The sequence below is a fragment of the Pseudoxanthomonas helianthi genome (assembly GCF_017939625.1).
GTDB classification, from domain to species: Bacteria; Pseudomonadota; Gammaproteobacteria; order Xanthomonadales; family Xanthomonadaceae; genus Pseudoxanthomonas_A; species Pseudoxanthomonas_A helianthi.
On sequence record NZ_JAGKTC010000003.1, the window covers coordinates 229,262 to 250,837 of the forward strand.

General features: G+C 65.2%; 5 protein-coding genes. 4 read left to right on the top strand and 1 reads right to left on the bottom strand.

The features are described 5' to 3' along the window. Positions 1 to 12 precede the first annotated feature (12 nt). A complete protein-coding gene (locus J5837_RS12905; protein WP_244755950.1) occupies positions 13 to 12,672 on the top strand; it encodes an autotransporter-associated beta strand repeat-containing protein in 12,660 nt (4,219 codons plus the stop codon). A 142-nt stretch (positions 12,673 to 12,814) separates the two neighbouring features. Here the strand turns inward: J5837_RS12905 and J5837_RS12910 are convergent, their stop codons facing one another. Then, complete coding sequence (locus J5837_RS12910; protein WP_244755951.1) at positions 12,815 to 14,119, bottom strand: glycoside hydrolase family 30 protein; 1,305 nt, start codon at positions 14,117 to 14,119, stop codon at positions 12,815 to 12,817. Between the two features lie 364 nt (positions 14,120 to 14,483). Between J5837_RS12910 and J5837_RS12915 the strand changes: the two genes are divergently transcribed. From J5837_RS12915 to J5837_RS12925, 3 genes are all read left to right on the top strand, one after another. Further along, positions 14,484 to 17,351, top strand: a complete 2,868-nt coding sequence (locus tag J5837_RS12915) for a TonB-dependent receptor (RefSeq protein WP_210537179.1) — start codon at positions 14,484 to 14,486, stop codon at positions 17,349 to 17,351. Between the two features lie 94 nt (positions 17,352 to 17,445). Then, positions 17,446 to 19,995 (top strand): glycoside hydrolase family 3 protein, encoded by a 2,550-nt coding sequence (locus J5837_RS12920; protein ID WP_210537180.1) that lies wholly within the window; start codon positions 17,446 to 17,448, stop codon positions 19,993 to 19,995. A 70-nt stretch (positions 19,996 to 20,065) separates the two neighbouring features. After that, positions 20,066 to 21,526 carry an MFS transporter gene (locus J5837_RS12925; protein WP_210537181.1) on the top strand — a complete coding sequence of 487 codons (1,461 nt, stop codon included), beginning with the start codon at positions 20,066 to 20,068 and terminating at the stop codon, positions 21,524 to 21,526. The last annotated feature ends 50 nt before the right edge of the window (positions 21,527 to 21,576 follow it).

Here is a 21,576-nt window from a genome sequence, read left to right on the forward strand (position 1 = left end):
ACGGCTTGGCCGTTGCGTGCGTCCATTCTGATGGCGTTGCTGATGGCTTATGCGCCTGCCTGGGCCGCCGACCGCTGGTGGGACCCGAACAACACCGCCGTGGGTATCGGCGGCAACGGCACCTGGGGAACCAGCGGTGCGTTCTGGAGTCCGAACAACGATGGCGTCAGCGGCCCCTTCAGCGCCTGGAACAACGCCGCGCTAGACGATGCCTTCTTCGGAGGGACCGCGGGGACGGTGACCCTCGGCGGGCCCGTCACCGTCCACAACATCAGCTTCACCAGCAACGGTTACACCCTCACTGGCGGCACCCTGAACCTGAGCGGTCTCAACCCGACCATCGACTCGGGCAGCGGCGCCGTCACGCAGACCATCTCCTCGGTGATCAACAGCACCAGCGGGCTGACCAAGACCGGCACAGGCACCCTGGTGCTGAACGGCAGCAACACCCTCAACGGCGGCATCAACGTCAACGGCGGCACGTTGACATTGAATGCAGCCAATAGTTTCACCGGCACGATCAACGCTACCGGCGGAAGCCTCACCATCGGCGCGGTCGGCGATGCCGCGCTGGGCAGTCTAGGCAATGTGATCAATCTGGGCGGCGGACGCACGCTGTCTTCGGCTGGCGCGATCTCGGCAAGCCGCACAGTCAATCTCACCAGCGGTATCGCCAATATCCGCGGCAGCGGACTCGGCGGCGTGTTCTACACGGGTGCCGGCGGCATGAACGTCGGCGCGGGCATCGCGCTGACCAACAACGCCAACAACTATCAGGGCCAAACCCAGTTCACGACTCTGCCGAGTTGGGGCGGCGATTCCTATTCTTTCAGTTCGATCGCGGACCTGGGCGTGGCGAGTGCGCTCGGCGCGCCCACGACGGTAGCCAACGGCACGATCCTGATCGGGCCGGGTGGCGGCCAGGCGCTGGGCGCATCGACACTTCACTACACCGGCGCCGGCCACAGCTCCAACCGCAACTGGCAAATGAGGCCGGGCAACTACGCCGGCGGCGCCTTCCTGCAAAACAGTGGCAGCGGCACGCTGACGCTGACCGGCGACGTCGCCGCGGTGGGCGGTTCGCAAGCCTTCGGCTTCAACGCCAATTCGGCGGACATGAATGTGCTGGGCGTGATCAGCAGCAACTCCGCCCGCGGTGCGCAGTTTTCAGCCGGCGCCGGGCATACCCTTCGGCTGGGTACCGCCAATACGTTCTCGGGCCAGGCGACTATCGGCGGTACCGGCACCGTCGAGGCGGGAGTGATCGCCAATACCGGCGTCGCGGGCTCCTTGGGAACCGGTTCGGTCTTCGTCAACGGAGGCAATCTCTCCTATGTCGGCACCGGCGAGTCGACCAACAAGATCGGGAACATCTCCAACGGTGCGCTCAACAGCAATGGCACGGGGGCATTGACGCTGAGCGGGGCGCTGGCCATCACTGGCACCGCGAGTCTGGGCGGCAGTTTTACCGGTGCCGACAACGTCGTCTCCGGCGTCATCTCCGGCACCGGCAATCTGCGCAACACGGGCAACGCCACCTGGACGCTGACCGGCGCCAACACCTATACCGGCAGCACCATCGTCAACAGCGGCGTGCTGCGCGCCGGCTCGGCCGGTGCCTTCGGTGGATCCACCGCCGCGCAGGTCAACGGCGGAACGCTGGACCTCAACGATTTCGACAAGACGTTCAGCACGCTCGCCGGCACCGGCGGCAGCGTGGATCTGGGCAGCGCTACGTTAACCCTGGAAGGCGCGTCCGGCACCACCGCAACCTACGCCGGCAACATAACCGGTAGCGGTGGGCTCACCAAGCTCGGCGCAAGCACGCAGACGCTGACCGGCGTCAACACGTACACCGGTGCCACCACCGTCGGCGGAGGTGTCTTGGCCCTGGACTTCAGTCCCGCTGGCGGCCCGACCAGCAACATCGTCAGCAACAGTTCCACGCTCACGATGGCAGGCGGTCGGCTTAACATCGTCGGCGCGGCGGGTGAGGCCAACTCCCAGACCTTCAATGGCCTCAATATCGCCGGCAGCAACAACACCATCGATGCCAAGTCGGGTACCGGCGGTAGTCTCACCGTGAACCTGGGCGCGATTAGCCGTACGAGCGGGTTGATCAACTTCAACCTGCCGACGGGCGGCAACATCACCACCACCAACACGACGCTGGGTGGATGGGCGACCGTCAATGGCACGGATTACGCCAAGGTGGTGGGCGGAAACATCGTTGCGTTCACGGCGCTGGATTACACAAACAAGGACAACGCAGCGAACTGGCTGGACAACGAGTACATCACCGACTCCACCGGCTTCTTCGGCACGGTGTCCGGCACCAAGCAACTGGCGGGACTGCGTTACACGGTGGCCAAGTCGACCACGGTGACCGTGAGCCTGGGCCAAACCCTGGGCGTGGACGGCACCATCATCGTCGCGCCGACTGTACTGAACACCGACCAGGTGATCGCCGGCGGCATGCTGACTGGCGCCAACGGCGGCGACCTGGCAGTCCAGCAGAACAGCACGGGCAATTTCACCATCGCTTCGCAGGTGGTCGATAACGGCACGCCGATGGGCTTCACCAAGGCCGGCACCGGCCTGGTCACCTTGACCAGTGCCAACAACACCTACACCGGCGCAACCCGGGTAGCGCAGGGCACGCTGACGGTAACCAATATCGGCAACGGCGGCGCGGCGAGCAGCATCGGCGCCTCGTCCGCCGACGCCTCCAACCTTGTGCTCGAAGGCAGCACGCTGCGCTACACCGGCGCCACGGCAACCAGCGACCGCGGCTTCACCATCGCCCGCTCCGGCGCGATCACTGGCTCAACGGTCGACGTCGCCAACGCGGGCAGCAACCTGATCTTCAACGGGCTGGTCACCAGCGCGGACGGCGCGGCCCTGACCAAGAGCGGCGCCGGCACGCTGACCCTGTCCAACGACACCAACAACTACACGGGAATCACGACCATCACCGGTGGCCTGTTGTCGGTGGACAGGCTGGCCAACGGCGGCCAGGTCAGCGGCATCGGCGCGTCCTCGGCCGCGTCGGCCAACCTGGTGCTCAACGGCGGCGGCTTGCAGTACACCGGCGCCACCACCAGCACCAATCGCGGGTTCACCCTGGGCGCGAACAACGGCACCGTCGACGTGAGCGATGCGGCGACCACCTTGACCGTCAGCGGTACCGTGGTGCAGCAGACGGGAGGAAACCGGACGCTGACCAAGAACGGCGCCGGTACGCTGGTGCTTTCCGGCACCAATACCTACACCGGCGGCAACGTGATCAACGCCGGCACCCTGCGCGCCGGTTCCACCCAGGCCTTCGGCGGCACCGGCACCGTGACGCTGGCCAACGTGGCCGGCGCCACGCTGGACCTCAACAACTTCAACAACACCATCGGCGCACTCAGTGGCGGTGGCGCCAACGGCGGCAACGTGACCCTGGGCTCGGCGACCCTGCGCATCGCCGGCGGCACCGGCACGTACTCGGGCGCGATCAGCGGCACAGGTGGCGTCCTGCGCACCGATGGCGGCACCCAGACGTTCAGTGGCTGCAACAATACCTATACCGGTGTTACCACCCTGCAGGGCGCCACGTTGAACGTCGACTGCCTGGCCAATGGCGGGCAGGTCAGTGGCATTGGTGCTTCGGGCAGTGCCTCCACCAATCTGGTGTTCGATGGCGGCGTGCTCAACTACACCGGGGGGACCGTCACGACCGATCGCGGTTTCCGGTTGAATTCGGGCAACAGCACCATCGGCGTGACCAATGCCGCGACGACCCTGACGTTCGGCGGGGCGGTGATCGGCGGCGGCGGTCTGGTCAAAGGGGGGAGCGGCACGCTGGTGCTGTCGGGCGCCAACACCTATACGGGCGATACCCTGGTCAGCGGCGGCACCCTACGTGCGGGAGCGACCAACGCTTTCGGCCCCTCGGGGCACATGAGCCTGAGCAACACCGCCGGCGCCCTGCTGGACCTCAACGGGTTCAATACGACGGTGACCTCGCTGATCGGCGGAGGCACCAGCGGCGGCAACATCACGCTGGGCGGCGCCACGCTGACGATCAACAGCGTCGACACTCGTTCCTATGCCGGTACGATCAGCGGCGCCGGTAACCTGGTCCTGTCGGGTACGGGCGGCGGCACGAGGACGCAAGCGCTCACCAGCTGCAACAACAGCTACACCGGCAGCACCACGATCAACAGCGGCGCCGTTCTGCAGGTGAGCTGCCTGCCCAATGGCGGTGTCAATAGCTCGATCGGCGCCTCCAGCTCGGATCCCGCAAACCTCGTGATCAACGGCGGCACGCTGGAATACACCGGTGCCGGCAACAGCACCGATCGCCAATTCACCCTGGGTACCGGCGGCGGCACCATCTCCTCCACCGGCAGCGGCATCATCCAGTTCACCAACAGCGGCGCGGTGAGCCTGGCCGGCTCCAATGTCGCCCGCACGCTGACGCTGACGGGCACCAATAGCGGCGACAACCTGTTCTCCGCGCAACTGGACAACAACGGCGCCGGCGTCACCTCGCTGACCAAGACCGGCACCGGCCTATGGCGTCTGAGCAACAACAACAGCAGCTATACCGGCGTGACCCGGATCAACGGCGGCGTGCTCAGCGTCGATCAGATGGCGAACGGCGGCCAAGCCAGCAGCATCGGCGCCTCGTCCAGCGCGGCCGGCAACCTGATCATCGGCAACGGCTCCACGCTGCGCTATACCGGCGCGGGCGATACGACCGACCGCCAGTTCACCTTGGACACCGGCGTCACCTACATCGAGTCCTCCGGCACCGGCGCACTGCAGTTCACCAACACCGGCGCCGTGGCCCTGACCGGCACCAATGCCACTCGCACCATCGCCCTGGGCGGCACCAACACCGGTGCCAACACGATGGGCGGTGCCATTGGTGACAATGGCACCGGTGCCACCACTCTGGCGAAGAACGACTCCGGCACTTGGATCCTGACCGGCAACAATACCTACTCGGGCAATACCGTCATCAACAACGGCAACCTGATGATCGGCAACGGCGGCATCACCGGCAATGCCGGCGTCGGCAACGTGATCGTCGATTCGCCTACGTCTACGCTGTCGCTCAACCGCGGCGATACGTTCACCTTCAGCGGCACGTTGAGCGGCCCCGGCACACTGGCGCAGGTGGGTTCTGGAACCAGCGTGTTGACCTCGGCGAACAACCAGATCGGGGCCACCACGATCAGCGCCGGCACCCTGCAGGTGAACGGCGCCCTGAGCACCCCCACCATCGGCATGACCGGCACTTCGACGCTGGCGGTCAACGGTACGGTGCAGGCGGCCGGATCTACGCAGGCCATCCTCACCGGCGACGCCGGCGCGCAGACCGTCACCGTGGCCGGCGGCGGCGCGTTGCTGGCGAGCGGCGACCTGGGCGACGGCAACGACACCGTCTACTTGAGGGGCACATTGAATACCGGGGCAGACTCGCTGAGCCTCGGCGGCGGCGACGACCAGTTGGTGCTCCACGACGGTGCGCAGATGCTGGGTGGGGGCGTGAATTCCTCCGGTGGCGCCGGCACCGACACCCTGGTGGTCGACACCGCCTTGGGATACACGCTGGACGGCGGCGCCATCGACACCTTCGACATCCTGGTCAAGGAGAACACTGGCGCGCTCACGCTGACCGGCAACCACCACTATGGCGCCGGTACCCACATCGACGGCGGCATCCTGGATGTAGATGGCGTCCTGGAGACGCCCACCTTATCCATGGCCGACGGTACTGTTTTGAACGTGGACGGCAGTGTGGAAGACACCGGCGGCGCTCCTGCCATCATCACTGGTAGTGGCGGCGACCAGACCATCAACGTCAACAGCGGGGGCAGCCTCGCAGCAGCGGGCGATCTGGGAGGCGGCGCCGACACGGTCACCCTGGCCAGCCTGCTGAATACCGGGGCCGGTACGCTGGGCCTGGGCGGCGGCGACGACACCTTGACCTTGCAGGACGGCGCTGCGATCGCCGGCGCCGGCGTGGATGCCGGCGCGGGCGCCAACGACCAATTGGTACTGGACAACGCCACGAACCTGGCTTTCGACGGTGGCCAGACCGCCGGCTTCGAAACGCTGCTCAAGCAGAACAGCGGCACCGCTACGATGACCGGCAGCCAGAGTTTCACCGGCGGCACCACGATCGCCGGCGGCGTGCTGGACGTGGACGGCGCGCTGGATACGCCGACCGTCGCCCTGGCCGACGGCACTGCCTTGAACGTCGATGGCACTGTGCAGGCGGCGGGCGGTACCGCGGCGGTGATCGCTGGCAGCGCCGGCAACAACACCGTCAGTGTGGGCGCCGGCGGCACGCTGCTGGCCAACGGCGACCTGGGCACCGGCAACGACGTGCTCGACGTGGCGGGAACGCTCGACACCGGCGCGGGCGTCTTCGCCTTGGGCGATGGCGACGACAGGCTGACCATCCACGAGAACACCAACATCATCGGCACGGTGACTGCTGCTGCCGGCAACGACACGCTCGACACCCACATCGATACGGTGTCGGACCTGGGGGCAGTGCAGGGCTTCGAGACGCTGGGCAAGACCGGTGCGGGCACGCTCAACATCAACGGTCCGCTCAGTTCGGACTTCCAATCCGTGAACGTGTCCGCAGGCACGCTGAACGTGACAGCAGCCGGCAGCGTGGTGGGTGCTCCGGGCATTCCGCTGACCACGACGGTGGGCGCCGGCGCCACGCTGAACGTGGACGGCAGCTATGGCTGCAGCGCCGAAAGCGACACGATGACCGTGGCCGGTACCGTCTCGGGCAGCGGCACGATCGACCTGTGCGGCGGCGATGACACGCTGACGCTGCAGGACGGCGCGGCGCTCGCGAACACCATTAGCGGCGGTACCGGTGCGGCCGACACGCTGGTGCTGGACAACGCCGGTACGCTGACGTTCGACGCCAGCCATACCGCGAATTTCGAACTGCTGCAGAAGAACAACATCGGCACGGCGACGCTGACCGGCACGCAGAGCTTCATCGGTGGCACTACCGTCAACGGCGGCGAACTAGAGGTCGCCGGCACGCTGTCCACGCCGACCGTCGACCTGGCGGACGATACGTCGCTGAACGTCACCGGCATGCTGGACGCGGGCGCCGGCAATCCGGTCGCCATCACCGGCAGCGCGGGCAGCAACACCGTTGCCGTGGGTGCGGGCGGCACGCTGCTGGCCAGTGGCGACCTGGGCGCAGGTGTCGACACGCTGGACGTGGCCGGAACGCTCGATACCGGTGGCGGCATCTTCGGGCTGGGCGATGGCGACGACAACTTCATCGTGCACGACGGCACCGTGGTCGGCACGGTCGACGGCGGTGCCGGTCTCGATACACGCACCTACGACATCAACACCACCGCCGTGCTGGGTGCGCTGCTGAACTTCGAAGGCGTGACCAAGATCGGCACCGGCACGCTCAACGTTACCGGCCCGGGCGCGACCGACCTGCAGGAAGTGCAGGTGCTTCAGGGCACGCTGAACATCGCCGCAGGCGCGAGTATCGTGGCTACCGCCGGCAGCTCCCTGGCGACCACGGTGGCCTCGGGCGCCACGCTGAACGTGGACGGCACCTACGGCTGCGGCACCGGCAACGACACGATGGACGTATCGGGCACGGTCTCCGGCAGCGGCACGATCAACCTGTGCGGTGGCGACGACACGCTGACGCTCAACGACGGCGCGAATCTGAGCCTCGCCAACCCCATCGACGGCGATGCGGGCGCCGGCGACAGGGTGGTCCTGAGCAATGCCGGCGCGATGGCGCTGGACGCAGGCCAGGTCGCCAACTTCGAACTGCTGCAGAAGGATGGTGCGGGCGAGGCGACGTTGACCGGTGCGCACGACTTCAGCGGTGGCACCGCGCTGAACGAAGGCACGCTGACCGTGGGCGGCATGCTGCAGACCCCGACCCTCGCGATGAGCGACGGCACCGTGCTCAATGTCAACGGTTTGCTGAGTGGGGGCGGGGGTACCGCCGCAGTCATCACCGGTAGTGCGGGCGTCAACACCGTCGACGTAGGGGCCGGCGGTTTGCTGGTGGGCTCCGGTGACTTGGGGGCGGGTAGCGATGTGCTGGATGTGACAGGTACCCTGGTCACCCAGGGCGGCGTACTTTCGCTCGGCGACGACAGCGATACCTTCACCATCCACGATGGCACCACGGTACTGGGAACGATCGATGGTGGCGCGGGCTTGGACACCTTCAATCCGGATATCGACACCAGTGCCAATCTGGGTGTGCTGACTAACTTTGAGATCCTGACCAAGACCGGCACCGGCGTGCTCAACGTCACCGGCCCCGGGCAGTCGGATTTCGAGGCCGTCAACGTACTTGAGGGCACGTTGAATATCGGCGCCGCCGGTGGCATCAACGGGGTGCAGAACGCGACCGTCGCCAACGGCGCCACGCTTGCGCTGGACGGCAACCTGTCGTTCACCGTGGGCAACGACAACCTGACCGTGGCAGGAACCGTCACCGGTGCCGGCACGCTCGACATGGGCGATGGCGCCGATACGTTCACGATCCAGGACGGCGCCGACCTGTCCGGCCTGGCCAGCCCGGTCAGCGGCGGGGCCGGCAACGACACTTTCGTGGCCGATCTGGCCGGCAGTGCCGTGCTGGGCGGTGCTGTCGACTTCGAAACGCTGACCAAGACCAACACCGGCACCTTGCATGTCAACGGCCCGGCCATGTCGGCTTTCTCGACCGTCAACGTCGAGGGCGGCACGCTGGATGTCGGCGCGGCGGGAAGCCTCAACGGCGTGCAGACGGCGACGGTTGCCCAGGGCGCGAGCCTCAATGTGGACGGCAGCGTCCTGTTCACGCCTGGCGCCGACAGTTTCACCGTCGCCGGCAACGTCAGCGGCGTCGGTTCCATCGACATGCTTGACGGCGACGACAACCTGATCATCCAGGACGGCGCCGACCTGAGCGGCCTGAGTACCGCCATCGACGGCGGTGCGGGCAACGACACCCTGACCGCCGACATCACCGGCACGGCCGTGTTGGGCGGCGCCACGAATTTCGAAACCCTGTCCAAGACGAACAACGGTACGTTGACCGTGGCGGGTCCGGCATCGTCGGATTTCACCGCGGTCCATGTGGATGGCGGCACGCTGGACGTCGCTGCAACAGGCAGCCTCAATGGTGTGGTTGCGACAACCGTGGCCAATGGCGCCACCCTGAGGGTGGATGGCAGCGTCAACGGTTCGACTGGTAACGACACCATGGACCTGTCGGGTGCGCTCACGGGCAGCGGCGCCATTGCTTTCGGTGATGGCGATGATGTGCTGACACTGCACGATGGCGCCGATCTGAGCGGCTTCACCGGCACCCTGGACGGCGGCGCGCATGGCGATGGCGACACCGTCGTGCTCGACAACGCGCAGGCGCTGACCTTCGGGGCCGGCACGGTTACCCGTTTCGAATACCTGACCAAGACCAATAGCGGCGTGGCGACTCTGGTCGGTAGCCAGGACTTCAGCGGTGGCACCACGCTTGCGGGTGGCGAACTGGCGATCGTGGGCGGACTGAGCACCCCGAGCGTGGCGATGAACGACGACACCACGCTGACCGTGGCCGGCACGCTGGATGGCGGTGGCGCCAGCGCGTCTTCGATCATCGGCAGCGCTGGCGTCAACACCGTGAACATCACGGGCACGGCACTGGCCACTGGCGATCTGGGTGCGGGCGCGGATGTGCTCGATGTCCACGGCACCTTGGACGCCGCGGGCGGCGTCTTCGCGCTGGGCGATGGCGACGACAGCTTCGTGGTGCATGACGGCACCGCGGTGAACGGCACGGTCGATGGCGGTGCCGGCATGGACACCCGCGTCTACGACATCAACCTCACTGCCGACCTTGGCGCCCTAGTGAACTTCGAAGGCGTGACCAAGACGGGCACTGGCGTGCTGAACATCAACGGCCCGGCCATCACCGAGCTGCAGCAGGTGCAGGTGCTGGATGGCATGCTGAACATAGGTGCGGGTGCCAGCGTGGTAGCGATTGCCGGCAGTCCGCTCGATACGCTGGTCGCCGCCGGCGCCACGCTGAACGTGGACGGCAGCTACGGCTGCGGCGACAACGCCGACAGCATGACCGTGGCCGGCAGGGTATCGGGCAGCGGTACGATTGACCTGTGCGGCGGAGACGACACGCTGACCCTGCAGGATGGCGCCGTGCTGGCGGCCACCATCAGCGGCGGTGGTCACGGTGCGGGCGACACGGTCGTGCTGGACAATGCCGGCGCGCTGAGCTTCGACGCGAGCAACACGATCAACTTCGAATACCTGCGCAAGGACAACACCGGTACCGCGACACTGACCGGCAACCAGACCTTCGGCGGCGGCACCACGATCACCGGCGGCACGCTGGCCGCGGCTGGCACGTTGAACACGCCGACGGTGACGATGGGCGACGGCACGGCGTTGCGGGTCGATGGCACGGCGCAGGCAGCGCCGGGCACGACGGTGACGATCACCGGCAGCGCCGGTGCCAACACGGTGTCGGTGGGCAGTAGCGGTATGCTGCTGGCGACGGGCGGTATGGGCGATGGCAATGACGTGCTGGACGTGGCGGGCACGCTCGACACGCAGGGCGGTAACTTCGCGCTGGGTGCCGGCGACGACATGCTGACCATCCACGACGATACCGTCATCCTCGGCACGGTCGAGGCAGGCGCCGGCAACGACACCTTCAATGCCAACATCGCGACGACGGCGGACCTCGGAGCGGTGCAGCAGTTCGAGACGCTGAGCAAGACCGGCGCAGGCGAGTTGAACGTCAATGGCCCGGCCAGTTCGGACTTCACGACGGTCAATGTGCTGGACGGCACGCTGAACGTGACGGCCGATGGCAGCGTGACGGCGCAGACCACGACCGTGGCGGCCGGTGCGACGCTCGAAGTGCAGGGCACTTATAGCGGCACGGCCGGCGATGACAGGTTCACTTCGCGCGGGACCGTCATTGGCGCCCTGTCGTTCGGTAGCGGCAACGACCAAGCCGACTTCATTGGCGGCGACATCAGCGGCCTGACCGCCCTGGACGGCGGTGCGGGCACCGACCGACTCGGCTTCAATGGCCTGGTCCTGGATGACGACAGCCTGCCTACGCTGGCCGGTTGGGAGCGCGTGGAGCTGCTGGGCGGCAGTGAATTCACGCTCGGAAGCACGCTGGATCTGGGCGGTGGCGTGCTGGCGATCGACGGGACTTCGACGCTGTTCGCCGGAGCTGGTGCGCGTATCGCTGGCAACGTCGAGAACGCCGGCTTGATCGATGTGGGCGCGAACCGCCTGATGATCGGCGGCGGCTACGCCGGCAACGAGGGCGTCGTGCAACTGACGGTCTCGCCTGGCACCCTGAGCGCTGGAGGGCTGGACATCGAAGGCGACGTGACTGGCCGTACGCAGATCGCGTTCACCGGAGACGGCAGCGATATCGCCGGTGGCGGCTTGGCATCGATCTTGGTGATCGATAGCCCGAACGACAACCTCGGAACCGCGGGCGAGTTCGTGGCGGCGGACGACACGATCCGACTCAACGGTAGCGTCTATCCATGGAAGTTCGGACGCCAGGCCGACAACAACTGGTACCTGAGCGCGGAAGCGGGCCTGTTGCCCGAAGTGCCCGCATATGGCGTGTTGCCGAGCCTGGGCCTTCTGGCGGCGCAGAACAGCGACAACCTGATCCACCAGCGCCTGGCGGGAGTCCGTGGGCGGGACCTGCCGCAGTGCGGACATCAGCCGCAATGGCCGGTCGAGCGGGCCGGCACCGGCGTGATCGACGATTGCCGGGGAGTCTGGATGGCCGTCACCGGCAGCGAACTGGAGCTGGGCGCCAATCCCGGGTTCGAAGTCTCCGGCGACGACGTGGGCCTGTATGTCGGTGCCGACAGCGCCTTCGACCGCAAGGGCCGTACTTTGCGCGGCGGGTTCTACCTGGGCTATCGCCACGGCAATTACTGGACGACAGGCGTCAACTCCACGGATCTGCCGGGTTCGGGCATTGCCAACGTGCAGATGGATACGCTGGTCGCCGGCATGTACATGAGCCATACGTGGGACACCGGGCGCTACCTCAACTTCGTGCTCACCGGCCAGGTGCCTCATGCGGACATCCATAGCCCCGATGGCTTCCGCGACCGGGTCCTGGGCAACAGCCTGACCCTGAGCTCACGCGCCGGGCATCGTTATCAGCTCGACGGCAACTGGATACTCGAACCGCAGGTGCAGCTGACCGCGAGCGCGGTGAGTTGGGGCAGCAAGGTCGACGCGGCCGGCAAGGCGATCGTGTTCGACGACGATCTGGTCGGCACGGCACGCGCGGCATTGCGGGTGGAAAAGGTGATTACCCGCGCCAACGGTTCGGTAATCCGGCCGTGGGCGACATTGGGCGTGCAGCGAAACGTCGGAGGCAACGAGAGCAGCGTGAGCGTGCTGCCGCAAGGCGCCAATCCCGTGGCCCAAGTGCTGCCGAACCACGACCTAGGCACCTCCGCGACCCTGGACATGGGCCTGGAAGCTGCAGTGAATCAGCGCGTGAGCCTGTTCGGCGTGGCGTCGATAGGCAAGGGATTGGAGGGTACCGATTACGAGCAGCGCGAGGCCAACATCGGCGTGCGGGTACGTTGGTGATTCTTTCAGGGCCGCCCTTCACGCAAGGGAGGGTGGCCCGCTCAGGCGGAAGCGCATCGAATCAAGGATTGAGGCAAGATCGCGAAGGAAACAGAAGCGATTAGGATTGCCTGCAATGCCGAGCCTCTGATGCCGGCCATCTTCATTGTTTCCAGACGAAGGTCGCCAGACTTTTCGCCGGCAAACGATAGCGGAACGTACGCCCGCCCTGAGCCACCGAAAAGCGCTGCGCTTTCTTCGCCGAGTTGGTCACGATCAATACCAGCGAACCATCGTCTTCATTGCGGAAGGCGACATTGTCCAGCTCGTGCCCGGTTTCGTTCGAAGCGATGCGCCGCGCGCCGGGCCGGGCAAAGCGGCTGGCGTGGGCGAGGGCGTAGTACTCGTCGGTGCGGCTGACCGCGCCGGTGCGCGAGTCGATGGTCACCACGCCGCGGCAGGTATCGCAGCCGCCCGCGTGCGGGCCGCGGTTTTCGTCCAGCGCCAAGTTCCAGAACAGCACCCCGCGTGCCCAGTGGCGCGGCGACTGGATGATCAACCGCCGCGCCTGCAAGGTCAGGCCGCCGCTGATCAGCGGCTCCCACGCGCCGCCCGAACACTCGGTCATATAGGCATCCTTTTCCGGATGCGCATCGTGTACCTTCGATTGCGCGGAAGGCTCGCCGCCATAGCAATGCCAGGCCACCCCGTGGACGTAACGCCCGGCGACCGGATCGGCGAGCACGCCCAACGGCTCTTGCGGCTTGTCCCAGTTGTGGTCCCAGTCGAACAGCAACGGCTTCGATCCGCGCTTCGCCAGCAACGGACCGAGGTGGTCGCCGATCAGCCGTGCGCGCTCGGGCGCGTTCAAGCGCATGCCCGGATAGTCGCCGGGCTCGAAGTCCGGTTCGTTCTGCACGGTCAGCGCGAAGATCGGAATGCCTACCGCCGCGTAGGCATCGACGTATTTCAGAAGATAGCGCGCGAACGCATCGTAATAACGCGGCGACAGCTTCCCCTTGATGAGGCTGTTGTTGTGCTTCATCCACGCCGGCGCACTCCAAGGCGAGGCCATCACCTGCAACCGTGGATTGACCGCCAGCGCCGCGCGGGTCACCGGCACCACGTCGCCGCGGTTCGGATCGATGCTGAAATGCTTCAGCTGCGGATCCGGCTGGCCATCCGGTGGATCGTCCAGGCTGTAGTGATGGCGCGAGAAGTCCGATGCCCCGATGGTCAGGCGGGCGAAGTTCAAGCCCAGCCCGGGCGCGGGACCGAACAACTCCTTCAGCAGCGCCTCGCGTTGCGTCGGGTTCAACTTGTTCTGGATCAGCCAGGCCGAGGCATCGGTGATCGAAGCGCCGAAACCGATCATCGACTGGAAACGCTGGTCGGCATCGACATCGATGTGCAATGGCAAGCGCTTGCCATTGTCGAACGCGGCGGCAGGCGAGGGCTTCAATGCCATAGCGTGGTCCGAGGTGGTGATCCATACCGAAACCTTCGGCTTCGGCGGCTCGGCAGCGCTTGCACAGACGGACACGACGAGCGCCAATGCGGCCAGCCACCGAAACGATCTGCCGAGGGATCTTGCTTGCGAGGCGCGCCGGCGGTTTTTCTTGTACATGGATGCTCCTTCCATTCCGTTTTCAGCGCCATGCCGATGCGCATTCGGCATAGTGCATCGCAACAATGGAATACCAGCGCAAAATGCGTAAGCGCATGAAATGCAGTATTGCTGCGACGCAGTAAGCGGCTAATTAAGTTTTCGTTTGACAAGTTCAAGTAGACGCAGGTATGACAGCGCTGTCAACTTCGACGGGAGAGGGGCGATGTCGCGTCACGAAAAAGCTGCAGATTTGAAGGGGAATCGAACCATCTTGCGCAAGCGAGCCCTAGTTGCGGCGTGCAGCGCCGCGTTGTTCGCCAGCTTCGCCATACAGGCGCAAGAGGCGCCGGTCGGTCAGGCCGCCGCAGCGACCGATGCAGAAAAGACTGACACGCAAAAGCCGGAAGAGAAGAAGGATGTCGAGACGCTGGGAACGGTCAAGGTGACCGGCATCCGGCATAGCATCGCAACTTCGCTGGAAACCAAAAACGAATCCAATTCCATCGTCGAGGCGATCTCGGCCGAAGACATCGGCAAGTTGCCCGATGTCAGCATCGCCGAGTCGCTGGCCCGGCTACCCGGCCTGGCGGCGCAGCGCGTCAATGGACGTGCCCAGGTCATTGCGATCCGTGGCCTCGCCCCCGACTTCGCCGCGTCGCTGCTCAATGGACGCGAGCAGGTCACTACTGGCGACAACCGCGGCGTCGAGTTCGACCAATACCCCTCCGAACTGGTCAATGCCGTGACCGTGTACAAGACGCCCGACGCCAAGTTGATCGGGCAGGGCTTGTCCGGCACGGTCGACATGCAGACCGTGAGCCCGTTGTCCGTGGGCGAGCGAAAGATCAATCTCAACGTGCGCGGTGAACGCAACTCGTTCGGCGAACTGAATGATGGCGTGGATGCCAATGGCTATCGCGTGAGCGCCTCGTATATCGACCAGTTCGCGGACAACACCATCGGCATCGCGCTCGGCTTCGCCCATCTGGATTCTCCGTTCCAGGAGAAGCACTACAAGGCGTGGTGGTGGGGCGGTTCGGCCGACTGGTTCCCCGCCGACGGCATTCCGGGCAAGCCACCGGGAGCGGACATGCTGATGGGCGCTGAGATCTGGGCGCGCTCTGCGGACCAGAAGCGCGATGGTTTGATGGGTGTATTCGAATTCAAGCCGAACGATGAATTCCACAGCATTCTGGACCTGTACTACTCACGCTTCGACCAGAAGGAAACGATGCGCGGCATCATGTGGAGTCAGGATCCCTGGACAGGCAACGGGGTGACGTTGAGCAATCCCCGTACCGCGCGCAGTGGCAATGTGGACGTCGTCACCGGCGGTACCGTGAACAACCTGGAACCGGTAGTCCGCAATGATTACAACCATCGCAAGGACGACTTGTTTTCCGCCGGCTGGCGCAATACATGGAAGTTCGCGGAGACCTGGTCGGTGATGGCTGACCTGAGCTATTCCACCACCAAGCGCAAGCAAAGCATCGCAGAGACTTATGCCGGCATCGAGACGGTGGACGGTGAGGGCACGGTGACGCCGGTGCTGGACAGCGCGGTCTTCGACACTCCGCTGAGCTCCAACGATTTCGCCCAGTTCGCCTTCGGCAACGACTACTCCGATCCGCAGAGGGTGCTGCTGAGCGACCCAGCCAGTTGGGGCCATGACGGGCGCATCGAAGCGCCGCGCTTGAAGGACACGATCAAGGCATTTCGCGTGGAACTGCACCACGACCTGGATTTCGGTCCGTTCGTGGGCTGGGATGTCGGCGTGAACCTCAGTCAGCGCGACAAGGAAAAGACCTCGACGGTGTATTTCGCCAATCTGAAGAACGGCCGTACCCCGGTCGCGGTCGGTGGCGATGTCCTGGTGTCGCCGACAGGCCTCGGCTTCGCCGGCATCGGCGGCGTACTCGGCTACGACGTGAATGCGGCGCTGGCCAAGTATTACGACATCCAGCAGAACATGAGCGACGGCGACTACCAGAAGGACTTCACTGTTACCGAGAAGGTGCGGACTTTCTACTCCAAGGTAGACATCGACACCGATATTGGTTCGAGCGTGCGCCTGCGCGGCAACGTCGGCATGCAGATCGTGCGTACCGACCAGTCCTCGGTCGGCTTTAATGTCAACAATATAGACAACCTGGCCGCCGTGCATGCCGGAAAGACCTACACTGATTTCCTGCCGAGCCTGAACTTGGTAGCGGATTTCGGCGAGGGCAGGTTCATCCGCTTCGGCGCAGCCAAGACCCTCGCGCGCGGACGCATCGATGACATGCGCGCTGCGAGCAATGCCAGCGTCGCGCAAACGGGGGCAAGCGCAGGCCTCTGGAGTGGTAACGGCGGCAATCCCCGATTGAAGCCATGGCGCGCGAAGGCGGTCGATGTCTCCTTCGAGAAGTACTTCGGCGAAGCTAGCTACGTGGCGTTGGCGTTGTTCTACAAGAACCTGGACAATTACATTCGCACGCAAACCGTGGATTACGATTTCACCGGGTACACCAACCCGAATCCAGGCGGCACGCCGCCTGTTTCGAACATCGGCACGTTCAGTACCCCGGTCAACGACAAGGGCGGCTACCTGCGTGGCGTCGAATTCAGTACCGCGCTGGATTTCGGCGAATGGACTCCCGCGCTGGATGGTTTCGGCGCACTGTTCAACGCCTCGTACACCGAGAGCAACATCAACCCCAGCGGTGGCGACACCAGCCAATCCGAACAGACGTGGTTGCCTGGTCTTTCGCGCGACGTGGCCAACTTGACCTTGTATTACGAAAAGCACGGATTCTCGGCCCGTATCAACGAGCGCTACCGGTCCAGCTTCCGCGGCGAGATCTATAGTTTGTTCTTCTCCCGCGCGTACACCACGGTGCTGGCCGACAAACAGACCGACTTGCAATTGGGTTATGAATTCGGCGAGGGCAGCGCGCTCAGCGGTATGTCGATCCTGTTTCAGGTCAACAACCTGACCAATTCGCCGTACCGTACGGTGCAGGATTCCCAATTCGCCGGCGGTGCAAGCCAACCGCTGGAATACAACGAATACGGACGCCAGTACCTGCTCGGCCTGACCTACAAATTCTGATCGTAACCACCCAGCCCCGGCACGGCGTCGATTCTCTTGAACAGAGTTCTGCGTCGCGACCGGGGCTGACCATGTTCCAAAGGAGTCCCCACGAATGAAACTGAGCCGGCTCGTTGTATTGGGAGGTGCTTGCCTGGCGATCGGCCTTGCAGGTTGCGAAAGGCAGGCCGCCGAAACCGGACAAAAGCAAGCCGAGTCCGTCGCCACGCTGGCCGACTGGCCGCACGTCGACAGCGCGGTCGCCCGGGACGAGCAGCTCGAGGCGCGGATCAAGCAGATGCTGTCCGAAATGTCGCTGGCGCAGAAGATCGGCCAGATGACCCAGGCCGAGATCAAGACGATCACGCCGGAGCAGGTGCGCGAGTACTACATCGGTTCGGTGCTGAATGGCGGCGGTTCGTGGCCGGGCATGAACAAGCATGCGGCGGTGAAGGACTGGCTGGCGCTGGCCGACCGTTACCACGATGCGTCGATGAACGTCGATGCCAAGGTGAAGATCCCGATCATCTGGGGCATCGACGCGGTGCACGGCAACAGCAATGTCTACGGCGCTACGCTGTTCCCGCATAACGTCGGCCTCGGCGCCGCCCACGACGCGGAATTGATCGGGAAGATCGGCGAAGCCACCGCGCAATCGACCCGCGCCACCGGCATCGGCTGGGTGTTCGCCCCGACCCTGGCCGTCGCGCAGAACACGCGCTGGGGCCGCAGCTACGAAAGTTTCTCCAGCGATCCCGCGCTGGTGAAGGAATACGCCTCCGCCTACGTCAAGGGTCTGCAGGGCGACTTGCATGGCGACGGCTCCGTCGTGGCCACGGCCAAGCATTTCATCGGCGATGGCGCCACCGACCAGGGCAAGGACCAGGGCAACGCCATCGTCGACAAGGCGACCATGATCAACGTGCACGGGCAGGGCTATTACGGCGCGCTCGCAGCGGGCGTGCAGACGGTGATGGCCTCGTACAACAGCTGGGACGACGTCGCCGCCAAGGTCGATTACGGCAAGATGCACGGCGCCCGGGCGCTGCTGACCGAAGCGCTGAAGGACAAGATGGGCTTCGACGGTTTCGTCGTGTCCGACTGGAACGGCATCGGCCAGGTGCCGGGCTGCAGCAACGCCAGTTGCGCCAAGGCGATCAACGCTGGCATCGACATGGTGATGGTGCCCGACGACTGGAAGGCGTTCATCGCCAACACCACCCGACAGGTCGAAAGCGGCGAGATCCCGATGTCGCGCATCGACGATGCGGTCACCCGCATCCTGAGGGTCAAGTTGCGCGCGGGCCTGTTCGAACACAAACCGTCCGACAGCCAGTACGCGGGCAAGGAGGCGGCCTTGCAGCATCGCGACCTCGCGCGTCGCGCGGTGCGCGAATCGCTGGTGTTGTTGAAGAACGAAGGCGGCGCCTTGCCTTTGAAGCGCGGTCAGCGCGTGCTGGTGGTCGGCAAGGGCGCCGACAGCCTGCCCAACCAGGCCGGCGGCTGGTCGCTGACCTGGCAGGGCAGCGACAACGCCAACGCCGATTATCCGAACGCCGACAGCATCGTCGCCGGTTTCCGCGAGGCGCTGGGTGCGGAAAACGTGACCTTGCTCGCCAGCGCCGAAGGCGCCGATGCTTCGCAGTTCGACGCCGTGGTCGCGGTGATCGGCGAAACGCCGTACGCGGAAATGATGGGCGACATCGTGCCGTCCGACACCGTCGCGCACAGCCGTCGTTTCCCCGAAGACCTCGCCACCCTCCAGGCCGCGGCGAAGACCGGCAAGCCGGTGATCACCGTGTTCCTGTCGGGCCGTCCGCTGTATGCAAACGATCTTCTGAACCTGTCCAACGCCTTTGTCGCGGCCTGGTTGCCCGGCACCGAAGGCAAGGGCGTTGCCGACGTGCTGGTCGCCGGCGCCGACGGCAAGCCCGCGCACGACTTCCGCGGTCGCCTGACGTTCCCGTGGCCGAACCTGGCCTGTCCGGCGCCGAACAAGCTGGCGTTGTTCAAGCCCGGCTATGGCCTCGGCTACGCGAACCCGGGCAGCGTCGCGCAATTGCCGCTGGACAAGGCGCAGGCCTGCGGCGATTCGACCACGCTGGCGATCTTCAACCTGTCCGACATGGCGCCGTTCGCGTTGCAGCTGTCGGCGGGCGGGCAGGAACGCGCCGTGGGAGGAGACCTAAACAAGACCAGTGAATGGCCGGAAGCGAACCCGGCGCTGCGCGTCGGCACGGTGCAGGTCAATACCCAGCAGGACGCGAAGGAAGTGAGCTGGCTGCGGCCTGCGCGCTTCTTCGCCCGCAACACGGTTGCCCGCAACAACCTGACCGCGATGGCCGCCGCCGGGGCCACGCTGCAATTCGACGTGGTGGTGAAAAAACCCGCGAAAACGCCGGTTTTGCTCGGCATGGGCTGCGGCAAGGACTGCGGCGGCGCAGTCGACCTAGGCCCGGCGCTGGCGGGCTTCAAGCCCGGCGAGAAGCACACGATCAAGGCCCCGCTTGGTTGCTTCGCAACAAAGGGCGCCGATCTGTCCGCCGTCGAAGTGCCGTTCTCGATCGAAGCCGATGCGCCGTTCTCCGCGGCGTTCACCAGAATCCGCATCGTGTCGGGTACCGCCGGCGAAGCGGATGTGCTCAAATGCGCCGCGCAACAATGAGCCGGAGCGGGCGGCGTTCGCGCCGCCCGCGACACGACACGCAGACACCAACCCAGGAGAGGGGTAGGGCATGAGCAAGCAAACGACCCGATGGTCGCAGTTCCTGGTTTTGATCACGGTGTTCTTCTTCTGGGGCTTCGTCGCCGCCAGCAACGACATCCTGATCCCGGTGTTCAAGCAGGCCTTCGACCTCAAGCAATGGCAAAGCCAGCTGGTCTCGGTGGCGTTTTACGTCGCCTACACGGTCGGCTCGCTGATCTATTTCTTCGTGTCGAAGGCGATCAAGATCGACGTGCTCAACCGCATCGGTTACAAGAACGGCATCTGCCTGGGCCTGGTGATCTCGGCGCTGGGCACCTTGCTGTTCTACCCGGCGGCGAACACCGGTTCGTTCGCGTTGATGCTGTCGGGCCTGTTCATCGTCGCACTGGGCTTCTCGCTGCAGCAGATTGCGGCGAACCCGCTGGCCATCGTGATGGGCGACCCGAGCACCGGTGCGCAGCGCCTGACCATGGCCGGCGGCATCAACAACTTCGGCACCACCATCGGCCCGCTGATCGTCAGCATCGCGATTTTCGGCAGCGTCGCCGCGGGCGGCACCACCGCCAGCATCGAAAGCGTGAAGACGCCATACCTGGTACTGGGCGCGGTGTTCATCCTGGTCGCGGTGTTCCTGTACTTCTCCTCGGTACCCAACCACATCGACCTGGAGCACCTGGCCGCGGAAGAGGCGGGCGACAGCGGCAAGCTGATCCACAGCAACTCCGCGTTCGCCGCGTTCCGCTACCCGCAGCTGGTGCTGGGCATGCTGGCCATCTTCGTCTACGTCGGCGTGGAAGTGTCGACCGCGGCGAACCTGCCGGCGTACCTCGAGAAAGACCTCGGCATGCAGACCGCGCACATCGCGCCTTACATCTCGCTTTACTGGGCCAGCCTGATGATCGGCCGCTGGTCGGGCGCGGCGGGCGCGTTCGACGTGGGCGCATCGATGAAGAGCCTGCTGACCTTCATCCTGCCGTTCATCGCCTTCGGCGTGTTCCTCGCGGTCAACGCCATCGCCCAGCACGACATCAAGCCGTTCCTGGTCTACGCGCCGGTGATCCTGGTGATGATCGCGGCGGCGTTGCTGAGCCGCGGCAACCCGGCGCGCATGCTGCTGTACTTCGCCGTGTGCGGCATCGCCGCGCTGCTGCTGGGCATGGCCACCAGCGGCATGCTCAGCACCTTCGCCTTCACTTCGGTGGGCCTGTTCTGTAGCGTGATGTGGCCGTGCATCTTCACCCTGGCGATCGCCGGCCTGGGCAAGAACACCAACGAAGGTTCCAGCTTCCTGATCATGATGATCTGCGGCGGCGGCTTCGTCAGCCTGTTCCAGGGCTGGGTGGCCGACATCGTCGGCATCCACGCCAGCTACTGGGTCGGCGTGGCCTGCTTCGCTTACCTGGCCTTCTACGCCGTCGCCGCCACGCGTACGCTGCGTCGGCAGGGCATCGACCTGGACAAGCTGGCTTCCGGCAGCGGCGGCCACTGACCACCGATTTCGTGACGTCCACGAAAAACCCCGGCATCGCCGGGGTTTTT

Bases quoted from the DNA above. Each gene is read 5' to 3' on its own strand.
- J5837_RS12910 (WP_244755951.1), bottom strand. From the start codon at position 14,119: ATGGCATTGAAGCCCTCGCCTGCCGCCGCGTTCGACAATGGCAAGCGC.
- J5837_RS12915 (WP_210537179.1), top strand. From the start codon at position 14,484: ATGTCGCGTCACGAAAAAGCTGCAGATTTGAAGGGGAATCGAACCATC.
- J5837_RS12920 (WP_210537180.1), top strand. From the start codon at position 17,446: ATGAAACTGAGCCGGCTCGTTGTATTGGGAGGTGCTTGCCTGGCGATC.
- J5837_RS12925 (WP_210537181.1), top strand. From the start codon at position 20,066: ATGAGCAAGCAAACGACCCGATGGTCGCAGTTCCTGGTTTTGATCACG.